The organism is Methylomonas sp. EFPC1, assembly GCF_016925515.1.
Classification (GTDB): domain Bacteria; phylum Pseudomonadota; class Gammaproteobacteria; order Methylococcales; family Methylomonadaceae; genus Methylomonas; species Methylomonas defluvii.
Window position 1 is genome coordinate 366,411 of record NZ_CP070494.1, and the last position, 11,944, is coordinate 378,354.

An 11,944-nucleotide genomic window follows, 5' to 3' on the forward strand; every position below is an offset into this window, starting at 1 on the left:
TATTTTGCTGGGTGCGATGGACACACACCCTAAAACCAGGAGTTTGCGATGAATATTTCGAACATAGGACCCAACCTTGCCGCTAGCCGCGCAGTCAGCGGAAAAACTTTGCCGTCGCCGGCAATCGCTAAAGCCGCCGAGGTAGCCGATCAAAGCCAAGCGCCGCGGACCGTCGATATGCGCCGGGTCTCGCTCAATGAAATCAACGCCTTGATCAAATCCGGCGTGGACGGTTTGCTGGATGTCGTGCCTTATATTCCCACCGCCACCATCAACTCCTCCGGCGCAGGGGATGCCGGCGACGTGAAGGTGGATTATTTGGGCCAGATCGAAGCGCAGATCGAATTTCAGAAAAGCCGTCACGAAGACACCGCTTTTCTGGAAAAAGTGTTGAGCAACGTTAAACGTCTCGACGGCATGGCCTTGCCGCCGAAACTGGATGTGATGGCTTGAGGCCCAGGACGCTGCCATCAACAGTTTAATAACCCAGTTCCAATCTATTTATCTTAACCATGGTGCTTGACCCTGACGCAACGTCACGCTCTATGCTGGCGGCACGCATAACGAAGGAGCCAAACCATGTTGCTTAAAGTGGGCGATCTTGCCAAACGCTGCGGACTGACGGTCCGTACTTTGCACCACTATGATAGCATCGGTTTGCTTAAGCCTTCCGCGCGTTCCGATAGCGGCTACCGGCTGTATAACCGGGCGGACATTTCCAGATTGCATCAAATTCAAGCCTTACGGCGGTTTGGGCTGTCGCTGGCCGACATCGGAGACATTTTGGCAAACCCCGGACTGAATTTAGCGACTATCGTCGAACGGCAGATTGAAGCCTTGGACCAGCAGATCGCGCAAAGTAAGGCCTTGCGTGACCGCCTGTCCGGCCTGCAACTGCAATTGATGCGCGGAGAAGAACCGGAGCTTGCCGATTGGCTAACCACATTGGAGATGATGACCATGTACGATAAATATTTTTCCGCCACCGACTTAAAGCGCTTGCCGCTACTGGATATAGACGAGACCTCCACCGCCGGCGAATGGGCGGCACTGGTTCAAGCGGTGCACGAAGCGATGCAGGCCGGGGTCGCGCCCGAGAGTGCCGAGGCCCAGGAATTGGCAAGGCAATGGATCAGCATGCTGGAACGCGACACCCAAGGCGATCCTCGGCTACTCGTTAAACTCAACGCCATGATGGTCGGCGAACCGACGATGCAAGCCAAAACCGGCGTGACGCCGGAAGTCGTCGCTTACATCCAGCGCGCGTTCATCGAGACCAAATTGACGATCTACGAAAAATACCTCGCAGCCGATGAATTCAGCTTTATGCGCGAAAACTACGGCAAGCGCGCCGACGAGTGGCCACCACTGATCGCCGCGATACGCCAACACAGGGAAGACAGCACACCGCCGAACGATTCGCGCATGCAGCAACTGGCGCGGACGTGGCTGGAATTGTTCCGCGCCTACGCCGGCGACGATCCGGAAACCCACGCCAAAATTCGTGCCGCGAACCAGGCTGAACCCTACCTGTTCTTTGGTACGTTTATCGACCAGCCGCTATTGGCTTATGTGTTTCAGGCGATGGCCGAACTGCGTCAAGCCCGATTGTCGGAGAGCTGTGTAGCCTAAGGTGAATGAGCAGGTTGGCCTTCTTTTACCGAACCCGGTGGCTCAGTCTAAGAATAAGTTGCTAACCAAAATGTGAGGCTGACAGAAGTGCGAAATCAACAACGCTCTTTGTTGTTTAGGAACAGTCCGAGGGGAGAACTTTTCCGAGAGTTTGGGCGGAATCGCCCATTAGCTCAACATCGCACTTCGGCTTCAGTGACCGCAGTGGAATGGATAGTCACCTAATAGCGTTTATGTCTGTACGACCTGAGCTGGTCTTGCGTAGCCTCGATGCAGCGTTAGCGGAATCGAGGGGCTCTTCTGACCGTTATCAGACGAACATCGACAATTGAAAGGCGTTGGTCTTCGAATCCTCGATTTCATCGAGGCTACTTGCTAGTGTTCTACTAACAATAAGCTACTAATAAGACTAGCTTCACACCTTGTTATTAATAACTCGCTGCAACATTAACTAGTAGGGATACCGAAATATGTATCCTAAATAACAACCACTAGTTCATATATGTTTATTTAGCACTCCGCTATCTACTGTTAACAGAAAAATCACCTTATTGACCAATAACGAATGCCGCAATACACTATATGTGTTTGTTTTTATTGTATTATTTAATTTTAAAAAGGTAATTGCTATGGCTTTCTTAACCAAGGTTCTGAATAAAAATGTTAAACATCCATTCTGTTCTTGGAAAACCGCCTGTCTGAATTCTGAAGCATTTTCGCATATCAATGGAGCAGGCCCATTCGAAGAATATACTTGGAATGGAGATTATCTGGATGCAGAGCCAAGCGCTGGTTACGCAGAAAATATACATGAACGACATAAAGGGCTACAAGTTGAGCTGTATGAAGATAAAATTGCAATAACCTTAGTGAAATCTGGCTATGGTTTTGTTAAAGGTTACATGTATCCTAAAGAATACTTTTCGTTAGTTGAAGATCAAGTATTCAAAGTAAAGCTTGAAAAATATGAGAATGGGGAGCGTATTAGAGAGCATCTATCAAAATTACAACAGCTTAAAAGTGAATATCCAAAAGAGATTTTTAATTTAATTAAAAAAATCTCAAATAATTAACCCTTCAGGGCCGTTGGCTGGGTGGAGAGCCAGCGATACTCAGCTTTAATGGCTTCTAGCTGGGTTTCATTATCATTCAACCCAGCCTACTTCCACAAACCAGATTCAGATTAGTATCCATTAGCAGGCTGGTGAAAAACTCGAAAAGCCAAGTAAGCTAAGGCATAGATGAGCCGCCAACTGTTAAAATAGGCTACCTAAATTTGGAGCCTTTCAATGCGCGGACACGATGCTATCCAAAACAACTGGTTCAGCTACATCAACCTGGAAGACCGCATTCCCAAGCAGCATCCGTTGCGCCGTTTACGGCTGTTGGTCGATGGCGTACTGGCCTCGATGGATGCCGTCTTTGCCGCGCGTTACTCGCACACTGGCCGTCCCTCGATTGCCCCCGAAAAACTGCTGCGCGCCTTGCTGTTACAAGTCCTGTATACGGTCCGTAGCGAGCGTCAGTTGATGGAACAACTGGACTACAACCTGTTGTTTCGCTGGTTTGTTGGTTTGGGTATCGACGATGCTGTCTGGGAGCGCAGCGTGTTCAGCGCCAACCGCGAACGCCTGCTGTCCGAAGCCCTGAGTCGCGAATTTTTTGAGCGGGTACTGGCCATAGCCGAATGGCAAAATCTGGTGTCCGACGAACACTTCAGCGTCGACGGTAGCCTCATTGAAGCCTGGGCCTCGCATAAAAGCTTCGTTAAAAAAGACGGCAGCGGCCCGGACAAACCCGCCGGCCGCAATCCCGAGGTCGACTTCAGCGGCGAAAAGCGCAGCAACGCCACCCACCACAGTACGACCGATCCCGAAGCCCGGCTTTACAAGAAAGGCGAATACACCGAGGCCAAACTGCGTTACATCACCCATGCCTTGTCCGAGAATCGCAACGGCCTGATTGTCGATGTCGAAACCACTCAAGCCACCGGCACCGCCGAAATCGAAGCCGCGCAAAACATGATCAAACGCCGCGTGCCCCAAGGCGGCAGCGTCGGTGCCGACAAAGGCTACGACCAAGCGGCGTTCGTCAACGGACTCGAGTCCCGTGACATCAAAGCCCATGTGGCCCGCAAAAAGACCGGCAGTGCCGTCGATGGCCGCACCGCGCGCGGCAAAGGTTACGCCCAAAGTCTCAAGCGCCGCAAAATCGTCGAAGAAGCCTTTGGCTGGGTCAAAACGGTCGGCGGCCTGCGCAAAACTCGTCACATCGGCTTAGCCAAAGTCGCGGGTCAGGCCTTGTTTTGCTTTGCCGCCTACAACCTGACGCGCATGCTCAACCTATTGGTGTTCACGCCGAAACCGGCGTGGAGTGCACCCGCCTAGGGTGAAGTTCGCCTGAAAACCGTCCACAGACGGCTTCAGGCGAATAAAAAGCCCTTGAAACCGGGGCAAAACGCTTGAAACTCGATGTCATGACCGATTTCAACTCGAAAAAATCACTTACATCGTGGGTAAGGGGAAATATCGGCGGGTTTTTCACCAGCCTGTTAGCGGTCATTGGGAAGCTCAACTGACTGTCGCTTTAGGCTCGACTACCGATTTTAACGCCTCAAAATCAACGACTTTGGATCGAATCGTCTGCAAGATTATTTAATCGATACGGTTTATCAGTAACTTTTCCGCTTGCCGAAAATTCAAACCCAAAATACCCGATTTTTGCATGGATTGCTTCAGCGAATAGGCCAGCGTCGCGGCAAGTACTCGGGAATAGTAAGGCAGGGTTTCCATATAGACCGGCAATACATCGTCGATTTTTTCGGCTTGTTGCAGTGTCTGTTCCAGTTGCCGGCGCTGATCCGCAATCTCTTGGATAAACGCACCGTCATTGGCGCAAGCCTCGGATAAGGCCAAAGTCCAGGTTAAATCCGACTGCAATTCGCAAGTGCCTATGAATCGGCCGGACTGGCTTGACAGCCATTGTTCCGGGGCAATCAACGACAGGCGGTATTGCTCATCCTTAAAATACATCCAATACGCTTGCCCCGTGGTCGGTTTAAACCGAATTTGGCTATTGAGAACAAACAGAGAGGTAAATAAATCGCTGCTGATCTGCTGAATGGTTTTGGCGGGGGCAATCAGCTGCTTTTTGGCTTGCTGCAAACTTTCCAATACAGCAACAGCTCCCTTTCCCTGAGGATTGGCCGGTTTAATTGTTAAATTCATCATTCCAAGTATTCGCTAAGTTTACAAAAACAGTATCCAGCAGGTTTAATCAACGCAGAGAATTCGAACGATCATTGATGGTTTTCCCCTCATCCTAGCCTTCTCCCGGAGGGAGAAGGAGAGTTTATATCACGCCTATAGCGATGAATCACCGAGCGGCGGCAATCGGGTATAGTCTTTGTTTTCAAAGCCTTTCCAAATCCTCTAACACTGTTTCCGCGCGCCGGGCTATCGCCTCAAGCTCAGCCGCCGCAAACCGGTCCAGATTGCGATAGACCATACTCAGGCGCGAGTTGTGATTTAGCTTGTCGCGATGGCGGATAAAAAAATCCCAGTACAGCGCATTGAATGGACAGGCTCGCTCGCCAGTGCGGGCTTTTTTGTCGTAGTGGCAGCCCTTGCAATAATCGCTCATCCGGTCGATGTACGCGGCGCTGGATACATAAGGTTTGGTGGCCAGTAAGCCGCCATCGGCAAACTGGCTCATGCCCAGCGTGTTGGGCAATTCCACCCATTCAAAGGCGTCGATATACACGCCCAGATACCAACGATGCACGGCTTCCGGTGCCAGGCCCGCCAGTAGGGCGAAATTGCCGATTACCATTAGCCGCTGGATGTGGTGAGCGTAAGCATATTGCAGCGATTGGCCGGTGGCTGCTGCCAGACAATTCATCCGGGTTTCGCCGGTCCAGAACCAGACGGGTAATGGTCGGTCATGGTCGAAATAATTGTGCGCGGCATAGTCCGGCATCTTTGCCCAATACACGCCGCGCACATATTCGCGCCAACCGAGAATCTGCCGGATGAAGCCTTCGGCTGCCGCCAGTGGCGCATGGCCTTGGCGATAAGCCTGTTCGGCGCGTTCGACCACTTCACGCGGATTGAGCATTTTGGTGTTCAGCGCAAACGACAGCAGCGAATGAAACAGCCGCCAACTGCGCCGGCTCATCGCATCCTGAAAATCGCCGAACTGCGGCAGGCCGTCGGCGATAAAGGTGTCTAGTTGTTGCAAGGCTTCGGTGCGATTCAGCGGCCAGCGGAAATCATCGGCGTCGGCTACGCCGAAACTATTCACGCCAGCCGCGAGGATGCTTTGCCAAATTGCTGTGTGGTAGTGGCGGGGCCGAGTGTCAGTGGGTATCGGCGGCGTGCCGGGCCCGGCTTTGCGGTTGTCGTGGTCGTAATTCCATTGTCCACCCATCGGGCGCTGATTGTCTGCCAGTAACACCCGGTGTTTGACGCGCATGCGCCGATAGAACATTTCCATCAGCCAATGCGGCCGAGAGCCAAACAGCTCTGCGGCTTCCTCGCGCTGGCTATAGAAATGCTCACTGTCGCAGGCTCGGTTGCTGATGGCCAACTGTTGGCAATAGCTGCGCAATTGCTGATCCAAACGCCATTCGTCGGGGAGTTGGTATTCCAAATGCTTAACCCGATACTGCGTAATCAACGCATCCAAATTGGCAGTCAGCGATTGGCGGTTGCCGCTATCGTCAATTGGCAGGTAGTGCACGCGATGGCCTTGGGCCGACAAATGCTGAGCAAAATCGCGCATTGCCGCAAAAATGCCGATGATTTTTTGCGCATGATGCAAGACGTAATCGGTTTCCTGGCGGATTTCCATCAGCGTATAAACCACGTCGCCATTGGTTTGCCCAAACCAGCTGTGCCGCGGATTTAACTGGTCGCCCAGAATGAGCCGCAAGGTCGTCATGCGGTTTTCGCCGTGCCGCGTTGCCGGCGGCAACGCTCTGAACAATATTTCACCGTATCCCAGTCTCGGGCCCATTTTTTACGCCACAAGAAGGGGCGACCGCAGACTGCGCAGAGCTTGGCAGGCAGCAAGGCTTTTTGGTGCATTAAAAATCCAGCTGGGTTTGTACCCAGTCGCCGGCTGCGGCTTGGGTTGGTCGGCGGCGGGTGGGCTGCTTTCGCGAGCCGTGTTTCTCGACGATAGCCGCCTTGGCGGCTTTCACGTCGGCGCGGCCTCGCACTTGGTAAAGACGGGTTTTGGCCTGCCGGGTAGCGGATTCCAGATCGACCAGCGGTTCGGCAATATCCACACCGACCCTCACGCCGCATTGTTGTTGCAGTTTTACCGGCATCCGCCAGGGTTCGAATAGCCATTCTTTGGGCACGCTGCGTAAGGCCGGCAGCCAATGTCTGACAAAATGGCCGTGCGGATCATGGTCGCGGGCCTGTTTGATCGGGTTATACACCCGCGTGGTGTTAATGCCGGTGGTGCCGGCCTGCATTTGCATCTGGCTCCAGTGGATGCCGGGTTCGTAATCCAGAAATTGCCGGGCCAGCCAAGTGCCAACCGGTTGCCAATGCAGCCACAAAGGATAACTGGCTACCGATACCAGCATGGCCCGCAAGCGAAAATTCAGCCAGCCGGTTTGATTCAACATCGCCACACAAGCATCGACCAGTGGCCAACCCGTCTGGCCTGCGCTTAAGGCCTGAAAATGCGCCGGATTCCAGTCCGCTTCGCGCAAGCCGTCATAGCCGCGATGCAGATTGGTAAATTCCAGTTCCGGTTCGCTTTCCAGCTTTTGCATGAAATGGCAATGCCAATACAAGCGGCTGACGAAGGCCGTCAAACCGGCACGACGGGCATCGCCGCGCGGTAAAGCAGCCAACTGGCGGCGGGTGGCTTGCACGACCTCCCGCAAACTCAAACAGCCTAAGGCCAGATAAGCAGAAAGCCGCGAACAGGCCGTCGGTGCGGATAACGGCGAGGAAATCCCGCCGCGATAAGAGCCGCAACGCTCGAACAGAAAGTCGCGCAAGGTTTCGATGCCTTGGCGGCGGCCGCCCAGTTGCCGCAGCGGCAGGTCGGGCTGAAGTAAGCCCAGGGATTTGGGTTTGGGCCAGGTGAGAGGTTCAGGTAGCGCTATCCAATCGCAAACGGGAGGTTCCAGGCAGGGTTCGGCCATCAGCGCGTCCCAATGTGCTTTCCACAAGTCTCGATTTTGCAAGCGCCGCACCACACCGAATTGAGCAAACTCGTGCCAACACAGACCGTGTTCCCGGCACCAGCCTTGCACGGCCAAGTCGCGCTGAAAGCTCAGCCAGTTGCCGGTTTCCTGATGCGAATACAAAGCCAGGAAGGGCGCCTCCTGCCAGAGCCGCTGCAAAACCGCCACTGCTTCGCCCACTTCGATACGCAAGCCGCCGCCGCGTTTGCGCAAGGCAAGTTCCAAATCAAGCAGGCTTTCGCGTAAAAATTGGTAGTGTTGCGTGGCAACGTCGTCGGCCGCCCACAAGCTGGGTTCGATGATGAACAAACACAGCACCGGCGCGTTGCGGCTGGCGTAAAGCAGCGGTGCATGGTCGTGTACCCGCAGATCGCGCTTGAACCAGACCAGGTTATAGCTCATCGCTCAGTGCCAACCCTGGCGCCAGTTGTTGGTATTAAGCAAATCCCGCCACGGCATTACTTGCGCTCGTTTGCTATACACCGCCTCCAACTCGATCATTTCCAGCGGTACGTCCGGGTCGTTCGGCCACAACAACTTGCTGACAATGAAGTGTTTTTCCTTGTTTTGCGGGTAACGGCGGTCCATTTGCTGAGCAGTAATTTGTTCGGGTTCAGCCTGGGTGATTTGGCGGTCGGCATGGCTTGGTCTGCTTAAGGAATATAGCTTCCGAGCATACCAGCCGATCCCGAAATGGCGAGATCGGCGCCATGCCGAAGAATCAATTTCCTGGCTGTAAGGTTACTTCGACGTCCCGTTTATTGCCGTTATTGACGACCTGGATTTTCACGACATCGCCAACCTTCTGGTCGTCCAGGCGGGCGAACAGTTTTGAGAGCGTATCGACGTCCTTACCGTTAATGGCGACGATGATGTCGCCCGGCACCATGCCGTTGGCCGTTATCGATACGCCTTGTAGGCCGGCTTTTTCCGCCGCCGAACCGGGTTGCACCCGCAATACTGCGACGCCGGCTGTGCCGGTGAAAGCCGCTAACTGCTCGTTCATCTGTTGGTCTATTTCGATACCCAAGGCCGGACGGATGTATTTGCCTTGTTTAATCAATTCCGGCACGACCCGCATCACCGTATCCACCGGCACCGCAAAACCGATGCCGGCGGAGGCGCCGCTCGGGCTGTAGATTGCGGTATTGATGCCGATCAACCGGCCGGCGGAATCCAGCAGCGGGCCGCCGGAGTTGCCGGGATTAATCGCGGCGTCGGTTTGAATTAAATGTTCGACGGCCGGACCTTCCTGACCGCCCAGGGAGCGGTCCAGCGCGGAGACGATACCGCCGGTCAAAGTCCAGTCCAAACCAAATGGGTTACCGATCGCAAACACTTTCTGCCCGACTTTCAGATCGCGGCTGGTGCCGACCGGTACTGGCGGCGGCCGTTTGAAGCCGACGCCGATTTTCAATACCGCAATATCATGCACCTGGCTGGCGCCAACCAGAGTGGCCTTGTAATCGCGGCCGTCGGCCAGTTTTACCGTGGCTTCATTGGCGCCGGCGATGACGTGGAAATTTGTCACCACGTGGCCGGCTTCGTCCCAGATAAATCCGGAACCGGTACCCTTTGGCACTGAAAATACGTCGCGGGTCCAGACATTGCGCACCAGCGTGGCGGTGCTGATGTAAACCACCGAATCTCGCGATTTTTCGAACAGTTCGATGGTGCTTTTTTCGTCCGCTGCCAAGTCGCCGCGCGCGGCGACGGTTCTGACCGGGGCGGATTCGGTCGCCGGTGCTCCCGGCTGCCAATGCCAAAGCAATATCAGCGCTGCGGCGACTGCACCGGCGGCGAATACACGTTTAATGAATACATCGGGCGAATTGGGATGATTGGGATGTTGCATGTCGGCCTCCGGTTTGTTGGTTCCTACCCAGAATCGTGCGAACAGATCAATACTGTTTTAAACGGCGGCAGCGCGGGATATTCAATTCCACTGAGCCGCTACGACGGCAAAATGGGAGCGCGTTTAGCAAATTTCAAGCGAGTCAGATACGTGTGTTTTTAATCAACAGTGGATGTAGGAACTATCGTCAATTCGCAAAGTCTCGAAAACGCCTGGATCGTTTGCCACTGGATAGGAGTGATCATCATGAAACGAGTTAAAAACACGATAAAACTCGCCATATTTGCCGTTTTGAGTATGGGATTAACAGGTGCCGCTATTGCTGAACATCATGAAAATGCCACGCTCAAAGCGCCATTGCAAACCGAGGAAGAATCTGAAGTGGAGCTTTACGATTACCACTCGGGTGTGACGTATACCGGTACGCTACAGCGTTTTATGTTTCATCGGCATTTGGAAAATGTAACCGAAGAGTCTGAGAATAGACATTCAGAATCGACGCAAATGAAGTAAACAGGCTGTGTAATTGAGAGTTGAAGACAGTTTAGGCAGGCATGATCAATAAAAAATCCTGCTCGCCAAAGCATAAAAGAGTTAAGAGGGTTGTTATCAAGGTACTTTACGCATCAATAACTGCAAGCGGATCCAGGCAATCGGCAGGCAGCTATTCGACACGCTGGCAGACAGGCCAATAGAACAAATTGTTCGGGTCGGATGTATTATCGGTTTTTCGACTGCTGGCGTCTGGCTTTGAAAAAATCGCTGAGCAGTTCCGCGCAATCCGCCTCCAGAATCCCCCCCGTCCATTCCACGCGATGATTTAAGAACGCCGCGTCGCTGAGTTGCAGCGCATGGCAGACCGCGCCGCGTTTGGGATCGTAAGCGCCGAATACCAGACGTTTGACGCGGGCGTGGGCGATGGCGCCCATGCACATCACGCAGGGTTCCAAGGTGACGTAGAGGGTGGTGTCGATTAGCCGGTAATTGTTTAAGGCTTGGCCGGCCTTGCGTAGCGCGACCATTTCCGCGTGGGCGGTGGGATCGTTGCTCTGGATGGGTTGGTTCCAGCCTTCGGCGATGCAGCGGCCTTCATAAACCAGCACCGCGCCGACCGGCACTTCGCCTTGGCTTTCGGCGCGCTGCGCCAGACGGATGACATGGCGCAGCCATTCCTCGTCGGTCATGTTAAACCGTGGCTTTATTCAGGCGGTCGTTGACCGCTGCCCAGGCTTCGTTGTCGGGCGGCTGTTCGATCAGAATGGTGTCGAGTTGCAGGTTATCCAGGGCACGTAGCGAGCTGTACAACGCCGGTTCGTAAAGTTCGGCATCGGCCGGTAATCTGAGTAAATGCAGGCAGGGAATTTCGGCGATTTCCGTGCTGAAGGCCAGGATGCCGATGTGTTTGCCTTGCGCGCACAAATCGTCGGTCATTGCGATCAGGGTGTCGGCCGGGCACAGCAAGGCCATGGTATTGGGCGCGTAATGTACCGCCATCATGCCCGGCGCCCGAATTTTGGTTTGCGACGACAGCCGAATGTCGGTATGCAGCACGGCTTTCAGTTGGCTGCGGGTAATCCGGCCGGGCCTGAGAATGGCGGGGATGCCGTCGCTGAGGTCGATGATGGTCGATTCCACGCCCACCGAACAAGCGCCGCCGTCCAGGATGCAGCCCACGCTATCGCCGAGTTCCTCCGCGACATGCTCGGCTTGAGTTGGGCTGATATGGCCGAAGCGATTGGCGGATGGTGCGGCGATGCCGCCGCCGAAGGCTTGTAATAATTGCAGTGCGACCGGATTTGCGGGTACCCGTAAACCCACCGTATCCTGGCCGCCGGTAACGGCGGCCGGTACGGTCGATTTTTTATTCAATATCATGGTCAGCGGGCCGGGCCAGAAGTGTTCAGCCAACCTTAATGCCGCCTCCGGCACGGCTTCCGCCCAATCATGCATTTGTGCGGCGCTGGCAATATGCACGATCAGCGGATGATCGGCTGGCCGGCCTTTCGCGGCAAAAATTTTGGCAACCGCATCGGGATTGGCTGCATCCGCGCCCAGTCCGTATACGGTTTCGGTTGGAAAGGCGACCAATTGGCCTTGCCGTAACAGTTCGACGGCGTGGCGGATGGATTCTTCGGTGACGGGTTTAGGATTCAAAGTAATCAGGCGAAAGATAAAAATCTAAAAAGACGAGCAGCCGACATAATTGTAGTGGCGAATTCATTTGCCAAAGTAAGCAGCTATAAATATAT

Annotated in this window: 12 protein-coding genes; 5 read left to right on the forward strand and 7 right to left on the reverse strand. The window is 54.1% G+C overall.

Annotation, left to right across the window (positions count from 1 at the left end):
* Positions 1 to 48: 48 nt before the first annotated feature.
* From JWZ98_RS01665 to JWZ98_RS01680, 4 genes are all read left to right on the forward strand, one after another.
* Complete coding sequence (locus tag JWZ98_RS01665; protein WP_033158528.1) at positions 49 to 453, forward strand: hypothetical protein; 405 nt, start codon at positions 49 to 51, stop codon at positions 451 to 453.
* A 126-nt stretch (positions 454 to 579) separates the two neighbouring features.
* Positions 580 to 1,632, forward strand: a complete 1,053-nt coding sequence (locus tag JWZ98_RS01670) for a MerR family transcriptional regulator (protein ID WP_033158529.1) — start codon at positions 580 to 582, stop codon at positions 1,630 to 1,632.
* Positions 1,633 to 2,183: 551 nt separating this feature from the next.
* Entirely contained in the window at positions 2,184 to 2,705 is a 522-nt protein-coding gene (locus tag JWZ98_RS01675; RefSeq protein ID WP_205452789.1) for a hypothetical protein, read from the forward strand.
* 216 nt (positions 2,706 to 2,921) lie between these two features.
* Positions 2,922 to 4,019 (forward strand): IS5 family transposase, encoded by a 1,098-nt coding sequence (locus JWZ98_RS01680; RefSeq protein ID WP_205450272.1) that lies wholly within the window; start codon positions 2,922 to 2,924, stop codon positions 4,017 to 4,019.
* Positions 4,020 to 4,286: 267 nt separating this feature from the next.
* Here the strand turns inward: JWZ98_RS01680 and JWZ98_RS01685 are convergent, their stop codons facing one another.
* The 5 genes from JWZ98_RS01685 to JWZ98_RS01705 all read right to left on the reverse strand — a co-directional run bounded on the left by JWZ98_RS01685 (position 4,287) and on the right by JWZ98_RS01705 (position 9,695).
* The gene (locus tag JWZ98_RS01685; protein ID WP_033158531.1) at positions 4,287 to 4,862 is read right to left on the reverse strand and encodes a DUF2452 domain-containing protein; all 576 of its coding nucleotides are present in this window, start codon (positions 4,860 to 4,862) and stop codon (positions 4,287 to 4,289) included.
* A gap of 181 nt (positions 4,863 to 5,043) precedes the next feature.
* Positions 5,044 to 6,648 carry a cryptochrome/photolyase family protein gene (locus JWZ98_RS01690; RefSeq protein ID WP_205452791.1) on the reverse strand — a complete coding sequence of 535 codons (1,605 nt, stop codon included), beginning with the start codon at positions 6,646 to 6,648 and terminating at the stop codon, positions 5,044 to 5,046.
* Positions 6,649 to 6,718: 70 nt separating this feature from the next.
* Positions 6,719 to 8,242, reverse strand: coding sequence for an FAD-binding domain-containing protein (locus tag JWZ98_RS01695; protein ID WP_205452793.1), 1,524 nt, complete (start codon positions 8,240 to 8,242; stop codon positions 6,719 to 6,721).
* A 3-nt stretch (positions 8,243 to 8,245) separates the two neighbouring features.
* The gene (locus JWZ98_RS01700; RefSeq protein ID WP_240348176.1) at positions 8,246 to 8,428 is read right to left on the reverse strand and encodes a TIGR02450 family Trp-rich protein; all 183 of its coding nucleotides are present in this window, start codon (positions 8,426 to 8,428) and stop codon (positions 8,246 to 8,248) included.
* A 133-nt stretch (positions 8,429 to 8,561) separates the two neighbouring features.
* A complete protein-coding gene (locus tag JWZ98_RS01705; RefSeq protein ID WP_205452795.1) occupies positions 8,562 to 9,695 on the reverse strand; it encodes a trypsin-like peptidase domain-containing protein in 1,134 nt (377 codons plus the stop codon).
* Between the two features lie 246 nt (positions 9,696 to 9,941).
* Here JWZ98_RS01705 and JWZ98_RS01710 point away from each other — a divergent pair, with 246 nt between their 5' ends.
* Entirely contained in the window at positions 9,942 to 10,208 is a 267-nt protein-coding gene (locus tag JWZ98_RS01710; RefSeq protein ID WP_205452797.1) for a hypothetical protein, read from the forward strand.
* A gap of 206 nt (positions 10,209 to 10,414) precedes the next feature.
* On the opposite strand, the gene tadA is transcribed toward JWZ98_RS01710, so the two are convergent.
* A complete protein-coding gene (gene tadA / locus JWZ98_RS01715) occupies positions 10,415 to 10,879 on the reverse strand; it encodes a tRNA adenosine(34) deaminase TadA (RefSeq protein ID WP_205452799.1) in 465 nt (154 codons plus the stop codon).
* 1 nt (position 10,880) lies between these two features.
* Positions 10,881 to 11,849: an L-threonylcarbamoyladenylate synthase gene (locus JWZ98_RS01720; protein ID WP_205452801.1), complete on the reverse strand. Its 969-nt coding sequence runs from the start codon at positions 11,847 to 11,849 to the stop codon at positions 10,881 to 10,883.
* Positions 11,850 to 11,944: the final 95 nt, after the last annotated feature.